At 63.5% G+C, this 13,059-nt stretch carries 15 protein-coding genes; 9 read left to right on the top strand and 6 right to left on the bottom strand.

Annotated elements, in window-relative coordinates; all coding sequences use genetic code 11:
• Positions 1 to 6 precede the first annotated feature (6 nt).
• Genes SynTAK9802_RS08630 through cbbX form a run of 5 tightly spaced genes read left to right on the top strand, consistent with a single transcriptional unit; the run spans position 7 to position 5,663 of the window.
• Positions 7 to 1,851, top strand: a complete 1,845-nt coding sequence (locus SynTAK9802_RS08630; protein WP_186495767.1) for an NAD(P)H-quinone oxidoreductase subunit F — start codon at positions 7 to 9, stop codon at positions 1,849 to 1,851.
• Between the two features lie 10 nt (positions 1,852 to 1,861).
• The gene (locus SynTAK9802_RS08625; protein ID WP_186495766.1) at positions 1,862 to 3,352 is read left to right on the top strand and encodes an NADH-quinone oxidoreductase subunit M; all 1,491 of its coding nucleotides are present in this window, start codon (positions 1,862 to 1,864) and stop codon (positions 3,350 to 3,352) included.
• On the top strand, positions 3,349 to 4,488 hold the full coding sequence (locus SynTAK9802_RS08620) for a CO2 hydration protein (RefSeq protein ID WP_186495765.1): 1,140 nt from the start codon (positions 3,349 to 3,351) through the stop codon (positions 4,486 to 4,488). Before SynTAK9802_RS08625 ends, SynTAK9802_RS08620 begins: the two co-directional genes overlap by 4 nt.
• Positions 4,489 to 4,522: 34 nt before the next feature.
• Complete coding sequence (locus tag SynTAK9802_RS08615; RefSeq protein ID WP_186495764.1) at positions 4,523 to 4,774, top strand: 4a-hydroxytetrahydrobiopterin dehydratase; 252 nt, start codon at positions 4,523 to 4,525, stop codon at positions 4,772 to 4,774.
• Entirely contained in the window at positions 4,758 to 5,663 is a 906-nt protein-coding gene (gene cbbX / locus SynTAK9802_RS08610; RefSeq protein ID WP_186495763.1) for a CbbX protein, read from the top strand. The genes SynTAK9802_RS08615 and cbbX overlap by 17 nt, the downstream gene beginning before the upstream one ends.
• On the opposite strand, the gene SynTAK9802_RS08605 is transcribed toward cbbX, so the two are convergent.
• Genes SynTAK9802_RS08605 through SynTAK9802_RS08590 form a run of 4 tightly spaced genes read right to left on the bottom strand, consistent with a single transcriptional unit; the run spans position 5,617 to position 9,012 of the window.
• A complete protein-coding gene (locus SynTAK9802_RS08605) occupies positions 5,617 to 6,843 on the bottom strand; it encodes a chloride channel protein (RefSeq protein ID WP_186495762.1) in 1,227 nt (408 codons plus the stop codon). The genes cbbX and SynTAK9802_RS08605 overlap by 47 nt on opposite strands.
• Positions 6,840 to 7,079 carry a 2Fe-2S iron-sulfur cluster binding domain-containing protein gene (locus tag SynTAK9802_RS08600; RefSeq protein ID WP_115008710.1) on the bottom strand — a complete coding sequence of 80 codons (240 nt, stop codon included), beginning with the start codon at positions 7,077 to 7,079 and terminating at the stop codon, positions 6,840 to 6,842. The genes SynTAK9802_RS08605 and SynTAK9802_RS08600 overlap by 4 nt, the downstream gene beginning before the upstream one ends.
• Complete coding sequence (locus tag SynTAK9802_RS08595) at positions 7,076 to 8,545, bottom strand: cobyric acid synthase (RefSeq protein WP_186498148.1); 1,470 nt, start codon at positions 8,543 to 8,545, stop codon at positions 7,076 to 7,078. Before SynTAK9802_RS08595 ends, SynTAK9802_RS08600 begins: the two co-directional genes overlap by 4 nt.
• A 23-nt stretch (positions 8,546 to 8,568) precedes the next feature.
• Positions 8,569 to 9,012: an Npun_F0494 family protein gene (locus tag SynTAK9802_RS08590; RefSeq protein WP_115132843.1), complete on the bottom strand. Its 444-nt coding sequence runs from the start codon at positions 9,010 to 9,012 to the stop codon at positions 8,569 to 8,571.
• Between SynTAK9802_RS08590 and SynTAK9802_RS08585 the strand changes: the two genes are divergently transcribed.
• On the top strand, positions 9,011 to 9,577 hold the full coding sequence (locus tag SynTAK9802_RS08585) for a nucleoside triphosphate pyrophosphatase (protein ID WP_186498146.1): 567 nt from the start codon (positions 9,011 to 9,013) through the stop codon (positions 9,575 to 9,577). The genes SynTAK9802_RS08590 and SynTAK9802_RS08585 overlap by 2 nt on opposite strands.
• Here the strand turns inward: SynTAK9802_RS08585 and SynTAK9802_RS08580 are convergent.
• Together SynTAK9802_RS08580 and rpsD are read right to left on the bottom strand one after the other, a co-directional pair.
• The gene (locus SynTAK9802_RS08580) at positions 9,574 to 10,227 is read right to left on the bottom strand and encodes a DUF4079 domain-containing protein (RefSeq protein WP_186495761.1); all 654 of its coding nucleotides are present in this window, start codon (positions 10,225 to 10,227) and stop codon (positions 9,574 to 9,576) included. The genes SynTAK9802_RS08585 and SynTAK9802_RS08580 overlap by 4 nt on opposite strands.
• 27 nt (positions 10,228 to 10,254) lie before the next feature.
• Positions 10,255 to 10,863 carry a 30S ribosomal protein S4 gene (gene rpsD, locus SynTAK9802_RS08575; protein WP_011363781.1) on the bottom strand — a complete coding sequence of 203 codons (609 nt, stop codon included), beginning with the start codon at positions 10,861 to 10,863 and terminating at the stop codon, positions 10,255 to 10,257.
• A 76-nt stretch (positions 10,864 to 10,939) separates the two neighbouring features.
• Between rpsD and yidD the strand changes: the two genes are divergently transcribed.
• Genes yidD through SynTAK9802_RS08560 form a run of 3 tightly spaced genes read left to right on the top strand, consistent with a single transcriptional unit; the run spans position 10,940 to position 13,032 of the window.
• A complete protein-coding gene (gene yidD, locus SynTAK9802_RS08570) occupies positions 10,940 to 11,218 on the top strand; it encodes a membrane protein insertion efficiency factor YidD (RefSeq protein ID WP_025362425.1) in 279 nt (92 codons plus the stop codon).
• Positions 11,218 to 11,490: a glutaredoxin family protein gene (locus SynTAK9802_RS08565; RefSeq protein WP_186495760.1), complete on the top strand. Its 273-nt coding sequence runs from the start codon at positions 11,218 to 11,220 to the stop codon at positions 11,488 to 11,490. The genes yidD and SynTAK9802_RS08565 overlap by 1 nt, the downstream gene beginning before the upstream one ends.
• A 36-nt stretch (positions 11,491 to 11,526) precedes the next feature.
• The gene (locus SynTAK9802_RS08560) at positions 11,527 to 13,032 is read left to right on the top strand and encodes a UDP-N-acetylmuramoyl-L-alanyl-D-glutamate--2,6-diaminopimelate ligase (RefSeq protein WP_186495759.1); all 1,506 of its coding nucleotides are present in this window, start codon (positions 11,527 to 11,529) and stop codon (positions 13,030 to 13,032) included.
• Positions 13,033 to 13,059 lie beyond the last annotated feature (27 nt).

Genomic DNA, 13,059 nt, shown 5'->3' with positions numbered 1-13,059 from the left:
GCCGTTTTGACCCCGGAGCTTTCGCTTCCCATCCAGACCGCCTGGTTGATCCCGCTCTATGGGTTCATCGGGATGCTGGTTTCCCTCCCTTGGGCCTGTGGCTTGTTCCGCCGAGATGCCCATCGACCGGCGGCCTACCTCAACATTCTTCTCACCCTGCTGGCCTTCGCCCACGGAAGCCTGATCCTGCAGGAGGTGTACCAATCAGGGCCGGTGGATCTGGCCTTCCCCTGGCTCAGCGTGGCTGACCTGGAGCTGAACATCAGCTTCAGCCTGTCGCTCACCAACCTGGTGGCCCTGGAACTGATCACGGGCCTCAGCTTGCTGTCGCAGGTGTATTCCTTGGGCTACATGGACAAGGAATGGGCGTTGGCCCGCTTCTTTGCCCTGCTTGGTTTTTTCGAGGGTGCGATGAGTGGTGTCGTGCTCAGCGACTCCCTGTTCCAGAGCTATTTCCTGCTGGAGATGCTGACGCTCTCCACTTATTTATTGGTGGGTTTCTGGTACGCCCAACCCCTGGTGGTCACAGCAGCCCGGGATGCCTTCCTCACCAAGCGCGTTGGTGATGTGCTGCTGCTGATGGGTGTGGTGGCGCTCTGCAGCTATTCCGGCGTGATGGGGTTCAACGACCTTTACGCCTGGGCCGCTCAAGATACCCTCTCCCCATTGGCGGCAACGCTGTTGGGTTTGGGCCTGGTTGCTGGCCCAACGGGCAAATGCGCCCAGTTCCCCATGCACCTCTGGCTGGACGAAGCCATGGAGGGCCCGAACCCCGCTTCGATTCTGCGGAACTCGGTGGTGGTGACCTGCGGCGCCATCGTGCTGCTGAAGGTGATGCCGATCCTTCAGCTCTCGCCCATCGCCATCGGCGTGATGCTCGTTATCGGCAGCATCAGTGCGATCGGTGGCTCTTTGGTGGCCCTGGCTCAGGTGGACATCAAACGCACGCTGTCGTATTCCACAACGGCCCACATGGGCCTTGTCTTCATCGCCATTGCGCTGCAGATCCCTGTTCTGGCCTTGTTGCTGCTTTTCACCCATGCCGTGTCCAAGGCGCTGCTGTCGATGAGCATTGGCGGCGTGATTGCCTCCACCAACTGTCAGGACATCACCGAGCTGGGGGGATTGGGCAGCCGCATGCCGGCTACTACCACGGCGTTTCTGGTGGGTGGTGCTGGTCTCGTGGGATTCCTGCCCCTGGGTGGCTTCCTGGCCCTGGCCCAGTCGATTGAGCTGCTGAGCGTGCGCTCGGTGCCGTTCATGGCGGTGTTCCTGCTCACCAACGCACTCACCGCCATGGGTCTGGTGCGGGTGTTCCGCCATGTGTTCATGGGGGATTCCCTGATCAAGTCCCGCCGGGCTGCCGAGGTGAACTGGCAGATGGCGTTCCCAATGGTGGCGCTCACCGTGATCGTGCTGATCACCCCGCTGTTGCTGGTGCGGCTTGAATCGCTCGATGGTTTGTTGGCCTTTCCCCTCTGGGCAGCAGCTCTGGTGGTTGGAAGCGGACTGCTGGGCCTGCTGGTTGGTGCCGTTCTCCCCCTGAGCAAGGCCTGGTCCCGCTCTCTGAATCCTGTTCTGCGCTGGTGGCAGGACCTGCTGGCCTACGACTTCTACACCGAGCGCTTCTATCGCCTCACCATCGTCAACGTGGTGGCTGGCTTCTCTCGCCTGGCCTCCTGGTTCGACCGAAATGTGGTGGATGGTCTTCTCAATGGAGTGGCGCGCTTCTCCCTCGCCAGTGCCGACAGCCTCAAGCTCAGCGTCAGCGGCCAGAGCCAGTCATACGTGCTGACGGTGCTCCTGGCCATCGTTCTTTTCCTCACCGCGGTGAGCTGGTTCCTCACCTGATCGCCCCGAGATGCTTCTTTCCCTCCTGCTTCTGATTCCCTTCCTCGGGGCTTTGGCTCTGATCCTCTGGCCGGGATCCCCGGCCAGTGCACGCCTGCGCGATGTGTCCATCGTGCTTCTAGTGGTGCAGTGCTTGGCGAGCTTCGCCCTGCTGCTGCCCTTCGATGCCGCCGACGCAGGTTTGCAGTTGGTGGAACAGGCCCGCTGGGTGCATGCCATCGGCTTGGATTACGCCTTGGCGCTGGACGGTTTGTCGTTGCCGCTGCTGTTGATGAATGGGGTGCTCTGCCTGGTGGCGGCCATCGCGTCGCGCACGATCGAAAACCGCCCCCGGGTCTACTTCGCCCTGTTGCTGGTGATTTCTGGAGCGGTGAATGGTGCCTTTCTGGCCCAGAACCTGCTGCTCTTCTTCCTGTTCTACGAACTGGAGCTCATCCCTCTCTGGATGCTGATCGCTGTATGGGGTGGTGCCAACCGGGCCTACGCCGCCACGAAGTTTCTGATCGTCACCGCCGTCTCAGGCGTGCTGATCCTGGGTGCCTTCCTCGGCATTGCTCTGGTCACCGGAACCATGGACTTCAGCCTGAGGCCGATCCTTTCCGGTGAACTGGGCATGACGGCCCAGCTGCTGCTGATGGGTGCTCTGTTGATCGGCTTCGGCATCAAGATCCCCCTCTTCCCCTTCCACACCTGGCTGCCGGATGCCCACACCGAGGCCTCCACACCGGTGTCGGTTCTTCTGGCAGGTGTGCTGCTCAAGCTGGGCACCTACGGCCTGCTGCGTTTCTGCCTTGGTTTGTTCCCCGACGCCTGGCAGGTGGCTGCTCCCTGGCTGGCCGGCTGGGCTGCGATCTCAGTGCTCTACGGATCCCTTGCGGCGATTGCCCAGACCGACATGAAGCGCATGGTGGCCTACAGCTCGGTGGGCCACATGGGCTACGTGCTGCTGGCCGCCGCTGCCGCCACGCCGCTCGGGTTGATGGGGGCCCTGTTCCAGATGGTGAGCCACGGCCTGATCTCTGGCGTGCTGTTCCTGGTGGTGGGTGTCGTTTACGCCCAGACCGGCACCCGCGACCTCAACGTCTTGCGTGGCCTGCTCAACCCCCAGCGCGGACTGCCGCTCACTGGATCTCTGATGATCGTCGGGGTGATGGCCAGTGCCGGAATCCCCGGCATGGCCGGCTTCATTTCTGAATTCCTGATCTTCCGCGGCAGCCTTCAGCCCTTCCCCCTGGCCACGCTGCTTTCCATGGTGGGATCGGGACTGACGGCGGTGTATTTCCTGCTGTTGGTGAATCGCGCCTTCTTCGGTCGCCTGGCGATCGCCCCCGGCGAGGTGGTGAATCCCCGTATCCTCAACCGCGTGGCGCTGCGGGAGCAGGCCCCGGCCATCGCCCTCAGCCTCGGTGTGCTGGTGCTTGGCCTTGCTCCGGAGTTGCTGTCGAACCTCAGTGAGGCGGCCACCACGGGCCTCAGCCTGATCACTGGAGATCTGTCATGACCCCGACATCCGCATCCCCTGTTCAACCTCCGGTGCTTCCTGATCAGGAGGAGTTGATCCTTCGTTTGCTCAGCGACACGCCGCTGCTCAAGGACACCCCCGACCATCTGCTGCAGGTGGTGAATGTGCTCGAGAGCTATGGGCTTGTTCTCGATGCCTACAGCAAGAACCTGGTGGATCAGGGCGAGCAGCAGATGCTCAATCCCTTCCCGGTGTTCCGCTTCTTCCATGAGGGGTTCAACCTCAAGCGCCTCTGGACCCATCTGATGGGGGATCGCATCAACTTTGAGTACGCCGAGTACTGCCAGAAGGCGATGTTCTGGCATGGCACCGGCGGGTTGGATGCCTACCTCGACACGCCTGAGTTCGCCGAGGCCTGCCAGCGGATCATCAAGCGCAAGTCGGCGCGGGACCCTCTGCTGGCCCTCAACAACCGCCTCTATCCCGATTTCGCCCCCGAGGCTATCCGTTCGCTCACCACGATTTATTGCCTCGGTCTGTTCTGGCGGGTGATGAGCGACATCTTTGTCGACCTGGCCCGTCGCTACGCGATCAAGGAAGTCACCTGCGTCAACGATGTGGTGCATCACATCCGCGATGGCCTGGTGGCGGCGGCAGGAAGCCCGATTGAATACAAGGTGACGATCGGTGGTGAGGAGATCTGGGTGCTTCCCCCTGAGGCGGGTCTCACCTTTCTGGTGGATGTTGCGGTGCCCTACGTGGAGGCCGTTTTCTTCCGCGGCATGCCCTTCCTTGGAACGGTGTCTTACAACGCCCAGGCCCGGCAGATTTCACCGGACATCAGTGATTTCAAGTACGGCGCCCTTTACGCCGACCCGATTCCGAGCATGGGTGCGGGCATTCCCCCCAGCCTCTGCATGCAGGACATGTATCGCCACCTGCCCGAGGAACTGAGTCTCTGGTACGACGACAACGGTCGAGGCCAAACGGACGTGCATGTGCAGATCTGCGTCAGCTTCCAGAAGTCGATGTTCTGCGTCACCAATGCCGCCATCGCCGGCACGATGCCGCATCCGCTGGACACCGATGACCCCGAGCAGCAGGCCGCCAATCGGGCCTACGCCGAGGCCTGGTCTGGGCGCTTGATGGGCTGCCAGCGGGTGGCGCTCCTCTAGGTTTCCAGCAGGTTCAGGCTGAACGGGGACTCTGATGAATCAGTGGCAGGAGCGGAAACGACCCGTATGCCTCGAGTGTCGTTTTGAGTTTGAGAGCTACGACGCCACCAGGGATTTTCTCGACAAGCTCGGCGACCACAGCGAGGCCACCCAGCGCTTTCCCGACATCAGCTTTGGGCGCACCTACGTGAACATCACGATCCGGCCGGAGGATGACGGCCCCGAGGCCCAGCTGAGCGACGCCGATCGTGCCTTTGCCGCAGAGATCGATGCCCTCCTCAGTTGATCTGGCTTCGGCCTACGCCTATTCCGGTGTGGCTGAGGTGTTGGACCAACTGGACCGTGAACTGATCGGCCTAGCGCCGGTGAAGACGCGGATCCGAGAGATTGCTGCACTGTTGCTGGTGGATCAGGCGCGGCAGCAACTGGAGCTGCCCAGCACGGCGCCCAGTTTGCACATGTCGTTCACCGGCCATCCCGGCACGGGCAAGACCACCGTGGCGCAGCGGATGTCGCAAATCCTGCATCGCCTGGGTTACCTCCGCAAAGGCCATGTGGTGACGGCCACCCGCGACGATCTCGTGGGTCAGTACGTGGGTCACACCGCCCCGAAAACCAAGGAGATGCTCAAGCGTGCCCAGGGTGGCGTGCTGTTCATCGATGAGGCCTATTACCTCTACAAGCCAGACAACGAACGCGATTACGGCGCCGAAGCGATTGAGATTCTTCTGCAGGAGATGGAGAGCCGGCGCAGCGACGTTGTGGTGATCTTTGCGGGTTACAGAGATCGGATGGAGACCTTCTACAGCTCCAATCCAGGTCTGTCCTCAAGGGTGGCGCACCATCTCGATTTCCCCGACTACAGCGACGATGAGCTGATGGCGATCGCAGGCCTGCTCCTCGAGGCCCAGCACTACCAGTTCAGTGCCGAGGCCGAGACGGCATTTTCCGACTACGTCTCGCGCCGGCGTCAGCTGCCTTTCTTCGCCAACGCGCGCTCGGTTCGCAATGCGTTGGACCGGGCCCGTCTGCGCCAGGCCAACCGGTTGTTTTCGCGGATGGGAGAAGCCCTCACCAAGCAGGATCTCACCACGATTGAGGAGGCCGACATCCGGGCCAGCCGTGTGTTCAAGGGCGAAGTGGAGGGCCACCATCCCGCTCAGCACGGCGCCTGATCAGCTGCGCCATGCCGAGGCCCACCAGCAGGCCGGCTGTGCCGTGACCCTGCAGGAGGGCAACCCCGAGCACCAGAACCGCCAAGGGTGCAGGAAGCAGGCAGCGGTACAACGCACCTGTGAGGGCGCCGCACCAGCTGCCCAGGCTGCCCAGATCGGGCAGCAGCAGGTGTAGTCCCATCCCCAGTGCGCAGGCCACCAGGAACAAGGGGAAGAACACCCCTCCGCGCCAGCCTGTTTCCAGGCAAAGGCCGAGCATCAGCAGTTTCACGATCGAGGAGAGGAGCAGAACCCAGGCCTCACTTGAGTTCTGGCCTTCCAGCAGGGGCCGCAGCTGCTCTTCCCCGGCGAAGGGAACCAAGGGCAACCAGTGCATGCAGGCCCCCAACAGCAGGCCGGTCAGCAGCGGCCACCAGGGCCATTGGGCCAGGAGTTGGCGCTGCTCCAGCCAGCCTCGCCACTGCAGAAACAACAAACCCAGGCCGCAACCGATGAGTCCCCCCAACAGGCCTGCGCTGAGGCTGCCGAGATCTTCCCCCAGGTTGCTGGGCCAGATGTAGGGAAGCCGTTGCAGCGATCCACCGCTGGCGGTTCCTATGCCATTGAAGGCGGCAAAACCGGCAACACCGCCGAGGCTGCCCGGCAACCAGCGGTCGAGGAAGGCCTGCTTGCGGTTTTTGGGGTGAGTGACCTCGCCCACCACAGCACCCCCCAGCAGTGGAGCTCCGAAAAAGGCGAGGCTGCCTGCCACTGTTGCTTCCTGAAGTTTCTGGTCACGACCACGCCAGATCCGTTGACTGACCAGGGCGGCCATGCGGCTCATCAGGGCCTCAGGTCCGATGCAACCTCCCCCAACCTGGGCCAGCGCCGCTCCGAGAAGGCCGCGAGCTTCATCGCGTTTCGGCGCCTGGTCGGGATCACGCAGATCACTCAGGGTGTCCCGCAGCTCCGGTAGCAATGTGGTGGGGCCGGGGCGATGCAGCAGCGAGAGGATCAAGCCGCTGCCGCCGCAGATCAGCAGCGACCAGCCCAGGGGAAGGCTGCGATCCAAGCCCTCGAGCACCGGATCGCCCCAGAGTCGCTGGCTTAAGCCGCCGATCCAGCCCATCACAACCGCCACACCGGCGCCGCTGAGGGTGCCGGTGAGCAGGGCCATCAGGCTGAGGCGAAGGCGAGTCACCAGTGCGGATCGGTGGCGAATTCAACGCTGAGTTTCGCTGATTTCGACGCCGGAACGGTGCTGATGCAGGCGCGCACCGTCTTGCCATTGACGTCGATCTCGCAGGCCCCGCAGCTGCCCCCCAGGCAACCGGTGGGAATGCTGATGCCCGCCCCACTGGCGGCCACCAACCAGTCCTCGCCGATGGTTTCGTGGGTGATGCGCCCATCAGGCCAGCGCACAGGAATCGACGTCATGGCTGGAGCAATGGAGCAAGGTTCACATGTTGCTCGAAGGCATCGGCGAGGCGATCGAGCAATAGATCACGGTGGGCGCTGTGGTTCTTGGGATCGTTGGCCAGCGGTTGCAATCCCCGCTGCTCGCGAAGCCGGTTGAGCCAGGCCCGTCGCCAGGGGCCGTTGTCGAGCAAGCCGTGCAGGTAAGTGCCCACCACGCTGGAACCCTTCGGGCCGGTAGCCCACCACCCCAAACCAGGGTCGCTGCTTAGCGGCTGAAGACCGGGATCCGGGGTGGTGGTTCCGTAGTGCAGTTCAAATCCGCTCAGCGGTGTTTCCATGGGCCAGAGGCCATCGATGCTGCGCTGGCTCAGCCGTTTCGTGCCTCTGAAGGTGGTGTCTAGGGGAAGGAGGCCCAAGCCGCTCTGGGGTCCCCTCTGATCCGTGCCCTCCAGTCCCTCTGGATCGTTCAACGTTTTGCCCAGCATCTGCATGCCGCCGCAGATGCCCAGGACGGACCCCCCAGCCTGGGCGTAGCCCCGGAGTTGCTCGGCCAGTCCAGAGCTGTTCAACGCTTCGAGATCCCGCAGCGTTTGCTTGCTTCCCGGAAGAATCACGGCATCCGGCTGCCCCAGGGGTTCCCCGGGTTGAATCCAGCGCAGCTTCAGGCTGGATTCGGCCTCGAGTGGATCGAGATCGGAGAAGTTGCTCAGAGAGGGCAACCGCAGCACAGCGATCTCCAGATCGGTGGCCCCGCGGGTGGGTTTGCGTTCCAGCAGATCGAGGGAATCTTCGGGTGGAAACAGCTCGTTGAGCCAGGGCATCACCCCCAGCACCGGTACCCCGGTGTTGGCTTCCAGCCATTGGCGACCCTCATCAAACAGCTCCCGACGGCCGCGGAAGCGGTTGATCAGGATGCCTTTGATCAGCGGGCGCTCCACCGGGCGCAGCAAAGCGAGCGTCCCAACGATCTGGGCGAAGACACCGCCGCGCTCAATGTCGGCCACCAGCAGGCAGTTGGCCCGCAGGTACTGGGCCAGGCGCAGGTTGGTGAGGTCGCGGCGCTGCAGGTTCACTTCCACCGGGCTTCCCGCCCCCTCCAGCACCAGCCGGCCTTGAGGCCATTTCTGTTGGAGCTGCATCAGCCCGCTGCGGATCGCCTGCCAACCGGGGCGGAACCAGTCGCGGTAGTAGTGCTCGGCGCGGGCGATCCCCACGCTCTGGCCCCCATGGATCACCTCACTGGTGCTGTCTCCCCGGGGTTTCAGCAGCACGGGATTCATGGCGCAGCAGGGCTCAAGGCCCGCCGCCCAGGCCTGCACGGCCTGGGAGTAGGCCATTTCCCCGCCATCAGCATCCACCCAGGCGTTGTTGCTCATGTTCTGCCCCTTGAAGGGCAGCGCCTGTTCCCCACGGCGTTGGAGCACCCGGCACAGCGCCGCCGTCATCAGCGATTTGCCGGCACCGCTGGAGGTGCCCAGTACCATCAGGGGGCGCGGCGTGGTGCCGGTCACAGCGGCCAGTGCCGACGCAGGCTGTGACGCAGACGCTCCAACACCGGAATCGAACGCTGCAGGAGTGCAGGGTCGTCATCGAGGAGTTGGCGACCCAGGGGCGTGAGCCTGAAGCGGCTGGTCAGCCCTTGCCCATCCACTTCCCGGCGCAGCACGCCCACGCTGATCAGCCAACGCAGGTCGTCTTCGAGGGCTTCGCTGTTACGGAACCAGCGTGTTTTGCGGCCGTAGCGGCTGGGTTCGCTCCAGAGGTCGCCGGCATCCAAGCCTTGCTGCTGAAGATCCCGGTAGAGGGCTTCAGAGAAGGGCAGGCATCCCATGGCCCGGCAGGCCCGGTCACGGCTGCGTCGATCCAGCAGGTCGGTGGGGTGAGCGATGGCGAAGCCTTCCGTCCCTGGCAGCCTACGGAGCGTTGTTCTGCGGTGTGTTCCCGTGCTCATGCTTGCTTCCGCCTCGCCGGCGCGTCGCCGTTTGCTGGAGCAAGCGGGAATCCCGCATCAGGTGCGCGTCAGCGGTGTGGATGAAGACCAGACCCAGCATGCGGAGCCCGCAGAGCTGGTGAAACTGCTGGCTCAGGCCAAGGCCACAGCTGTTGCCCAGACGCTTGACCCGGTGGGCGATGCCGAGATCACGGCTGTGCTGGGCTGTGATTCGGTGCTCAGTTTTGAAGGGCAGGTGTTCGGCAAGCCCTCAGGGCCAGCCGAAGCGATCGAGCGTTGGCAGCGGATGGCTGGCGGCTGCGGATCTCTGCTGACGGGCCATTGCCTGATCCGTCGCGGACAACCTGAGCTGTTGGCTTGCGTGGAAACGGTGGTGCGCTTTGCCGCGCTCAGCCAGGCCGAGATCGAGGCCTATGTGGCCAGTGGTGAGCCGTTGCAATGCGCTGGTGGTTTTGCCCTCGAGGGCCGCGGCGGCCTTTGCATCGATGGCTTGGATGGCTGTTATTCCAACGTGATCGGCCTGAGCCTTCCCTGGTTGCGTCAGCAGCTTTCAGCGTTGGCTTAGTGCAGCAGCAGATTTCGCGTTCCCGAGATCGCTTGCATGGCCAGCAGCAAAGCCACCAGCAGATTGCTGCTGATGTGAATGCGCCTGGCCTGCACGGAATGACCAATCAAGGGCTGCAGCGCCGTTGAGCTCACCAACAGGACGGTGAGCAACATTCCCATCCAGAAATGGGACTGCCAGAACAGGGGGCTCCAGGGAACATCGCTGAACCGCTCCACGGCCGGATGCAGCCCCAGCAGAAGCAGGCCGCAGGCACTGGCGATAGCCCAGAGAAAGCGCTGCCAGACCAGCCGGGTCGTTAGCAGGCGCCCAAAGCTGAACAACACGGCGCTGCCGGTGACGATCAGACCCAGGGGGTGGCTGCTCCAGAGGCTGTGGCCCAGGCCGATCAGCACCGCCACCAGCACTCCGCCGGTCACCCAGGCCCCATGCTGCGCATGCTCCACCGGCACCGTGTCGGCGATTGGGTTGATCTTGAGCCGCTTTTCCCGCGCCAGGATTCCCAGCCGGATCGTGGCGCCCACCACCGGGTAGACGAACAGGATCATCAGCACGGGGTGGATCAATCCCAGCCAGTCGTGGCCGGTGAGTGACTGCAGTGCCTGGGGATCAGCCAAAAAAAATGCAACCCTGAACCCAGGGTTGCGCATCGTGGGGTTGTGAATTGCGGATCTGGATCAGACCTTGCGGGAGTAGTACTCCACCACCAGCAGTTCGTTGATCTCCAGGGCAACCCACTCGCGTTCGCAACGGGCGGTGACCTTGGCGCTCAGCTTGGACTTGTCCAGCTCGAGGTGGCTGGGCACGTTGGCCAGACCGGGGAACTCGAGGTTGGCTTCAGCCAGCTTCTTGCTGCACTTGCGCTCGCGGATGGCGATCACATCGCCGGGCTTGCACTGGTAGCTGGCGATGTCGGTCACACGACCGTTCACGGTCACGTGGCCGTGGTTCACCAGTTGACGGGCGCCGGGCACGGTGGGACCGAAGCCGAGGCGGAAACAAACATTGTCGAGACGGTTCTCGAGCAGCTTGAGCAGGTTGGTTCCGGTGGAACCTTCCTGGGCGCGCGCTTTCTTCACGTAGCGCACGAGCTGACGCTCGGAGACGCCGTAGTTGAAGCGAAGCTTCTGCTTCTCTTCGAGACGGATCGCGTATTCAGAGCGCTTGCGACGGGCTTGGCCGTGCTGACCGGGGGGATAGGACCGTTTGGCGGCCTTCCGGGTGAGACCGGGGAGGTCTCCCAAGCGCCGCGTGATCCTCAGGCGAGGGCCGCGGTAACGAGACATAGGTGGGAAGGTGTGTGTTGAGTTCGTGCGGTTGTTGGGCATGCTGGAACCGAAACAGCTCCAGGCATCTGCCGCGATGCACGAATCTGCCACTGTATCTGGCGGCCCGATGGCCAAGCTGCGACAGGCGTTGAACCAAGCTCTGGCGGCTGTTCTCCTGGCAGGGATTGGGTTTTATCGGCGCTTCATCTCCCCGATGATCGGGCCTCGCTGCCGCTTCACGCCCACCTGCAGCGCCTATGGCCTGGAGGCCATCCAGAAGCATGGACCGTGGAAGGGGGGCTGGCTCACCGTGAAACGGCTGCTGCGCTGCCATCCCTTCACCCCCTGCGGCTGTGACCCGGTGCCCGATTGATGAAGCAGCTCACCCTCTACAGCCGCACCGGTTGCTGTCTCTGCGAAGGCCTTGAATCCCGCTTGCGCGACCTCGATCTCCTGGGGCTCTCGATCGAGCTGACCGTGATCGATATCGATGCGCCCGGCACCCCCCAGGAGCTCAAGGCCCGCTACGACCTTGAGGTGCCTGTGCTCGCGCTCGATGGGTCTGAGCTTCCCCGGGTTTCCCCGCGGCTCACGGGTGAAGGACTGTTGAATTGGTTGCAACGCTGTCTGTCCGCGGCGCTCTGAACGGCTTAGAACTCCACCAAGCACAGGGGAGATGGGATGACGCAGGTGTTGCATGCCCTGTTGAGTGATGCAGGCATCGCAGTGCCGCCGGGGCTGGTGAACCCTGGGTTGGAGGCGATCACCACCGATTCCCGTCGCGTCGGCCCTGGAACTTTGTTTCTCGGTCTCCCGGGCGAACGGGTGGATGGAGGCAGTTTCTGGGCCCAAGCCCTTGAGGCCGGGGCTGCTGCTGCCGTGATTGGAGCTGAAGCCGCTGCTGCGCACCCGCCAGCTGCAGATGCCCCCGTGGTGGTGATTCAAGAGCCGGTGGCGCGTCGAATCGGTGAGATCGCTGCGGCGTACTGGGATCACCCCTGCAGGCGCATGGCCCTGATTGGTGTGACCGGCACCAATGGCAAAACCACCACCACCCATTTGATCGAGCACCTGGCTGCTTCGGCCGGTCAATCGGTGGGTTTGTTCGGCACGTTGGTGAACCGCTGGCCGGGCCACAGCATCACGGCCACCCACACCACGGCCTTTGCCGATCTTCTGCAGGGGCAACTCGCCGAGGCTGCCTCCGCCGGTTGCGGCCTGGCGGCGATGGAGGTGAGTTCCCATGCCCTGGCGCAACAGCGGGTGGCGGGCTGCCGCTTCGCGGGCGCCGTGTTCACCAACCTGACCCAGGACCACCTCGACTACCACGCCTCGATGGAGGACTACTTCGAGGCCAAGGCGTCGCTGTTTTCAGATCCTTTGTTGCTTGCCGACGGCGTGCGATCGGTGGTCAACAGCGATGACCCCTGGGGGGCGCGCCTGGCCGAGCGGCTTGGGGCTGCCTGTTGGCGCAGCTCTCTTGAGGATCCCTCTGCCGAGTTGCACATGGGCGACCTGCAGATGACGGCTGCTGGGGTGGAGGGTCGCTTGATCAGCCCTGTGGGCGAGGGTCGTTTCCGTTCGCCCCTGTTGGGTCGCTTCAACTTGATGAACCTGCTGCAGGCGGTGGGGGTGCTGCTTCAGCAGCAGCTGCCTTTGCCGGTGCTGCTGGAGGCCATCGGCCGTTTCGGTGGCGTGCCCGGCCGCATGGAGCGGGTGATCCTGAACGGGGTGGATGCAGCGAATTTGCCGCCGGTGCTGGTGGATTACGCCCACACTCCCGATGGTCTGGACAATGCGCTTTCTGCAGCGCGTCCGTTCTGCACCGGGCGGCTGATCTGCGTGTTCGGTTGCGGTGGTGATCGGGATCGGGGGAAGCGTCCGCAGATGGCGGCGATTGCGGCACGCCTGGCTGACCGCGTGGTGGTCACCTCAGACAACCCCCGAACCGAGGATCCTCAGGAGATCCTGGATGACGTGGTGGCGGGGATCCCGGCCGATAGCGATTTGCTTGTGGAGGCTGATCGAGCCAAGGCGATTGCCTCAGCCATTGCCGAAGCAGAGCCGAACGATCTTGTGTTGGTGGCCGGTAAGGGGCACGAGGACTACCAGATTCTGGGAACTGAAAAGGTGCACTTCGACGATCGCGAGGAGGCGGAACGCGCCCTGCGTTTGCGGTTGTCTTGAAGCAAGGTGCTCTGATGCGGTTGATCT

The sequence above is a fragment of the Synechococcus sp. TAK9802 genome, assembly GCF_014279535.1.
Lineage (GTDB): Bacteria > Cyanobacteriota > Cyanobacteriia > PCC-6307 > Cyanobiaceae > Parasynechococcus.
The sequence above is the reverse complement of the archived record's forward strand: the minus strand, read 5'-3'. Positions and strand labels throughout refer to the sequence as shown.

Excerpts from the sequence above, each read along its gene's own strand:
- SynTAK9802_RS08625 (WP_186495766.1), top strand. The coding sequence starts at position 1,862 with ATGCTTCTTTCCCTCCTGCTTCTGATTCCCTTCCTCGGGGCTTTGGCT.
- SynTAK9802_RS08620 (WP_186495765.1), top strand. The coding sequence starts at position 3,349 with ATGACCCCGACATCCGCATCCCCTGTTCAACCTCCGGTGCTTCCTGAT.
- SynTAK9802_RS08615 (WP_186495764.1), top strand. The coding sequence starts at position 4,523 with ATGAATCAGTGGCAGGAGCGGAAACGACCCGTATGCCTCGAGTGTCGT.
- cbbX (WP_186495763.1), top strand. The coding sequence starts at position 4,758 with ATGCCCTCCTCAGTTGATCTGGCTTCGGCCTACGCCTATTCCGGTGTG.
- SynTAK9802_RS08600 (WP_115008710.1), bottom strand. The coding sequence starts at position 7,079 with ATGACGTCGATTCCTGTGCGCTGGCCTGATGGGCGCATCACCCACGAA.
- SynTAK9802_RS08595 (WP_186498148.1), bottom strand. The coding sequence starts at position 8,545 with ATGGTACTGGGCACCTCCAGCGGTGCCGGCAAATCGCTGATGACGGCG.
- SynTAK9802_RS08585 (WP_186498146.1), top strand. The coding sequence starts at position 9,011 with ATGCTTGCTTCCGCCTCGCCGGCGCGTCGCCGTTTGCTGGAGCAAGCG.
- SynTAK9802_RS08590 (WP_115132843.1), bottom strand. The coding sequence starts at position 9,012 with ATGAGCACGGGAACACACCGCAGAACAACGCTCCGTAGGCTGCCAGGG.
- SynTAK9802_RS08580 (WP_186495761.1), bottom strand. The coding sequence starts at position 10,227 with ATGCGCAACCCTGGGTTCAGGGTTGCATTTTTTTTGGCTGATCCCCAG.
- rpsD (WP_011363781.1), bottom strand. The coding sequence starts at position 10,863 with ATGTCTCGTTACCGCGGCCCTCGCCTGAGGATCACGCGGCGCTTGGGA.
- yidD (WP_025362425.1), top strand. The coding sequence starts at position 10,940 with ATGCACGAATCTGCCACTGTATCTGGCGGCCCGATGGCCAAGCTGCGA.
- SynTAK9802_RS08565 (WP_186495760.1), top strand. The coding sequence starts at position 11,218 with ATGAAGCAGCTCACCCTCTACAGCCGCACCGGTTGCTGTCTCTGCGAA.
- SynTAK9802_RS08560 (WP_186495759.1), top strand. The coding sequence starts at position 11,527 with ATGACGCAGGTGTTGCATGCCCTGTTGAGTGATGCAGGCATCGCAGTG.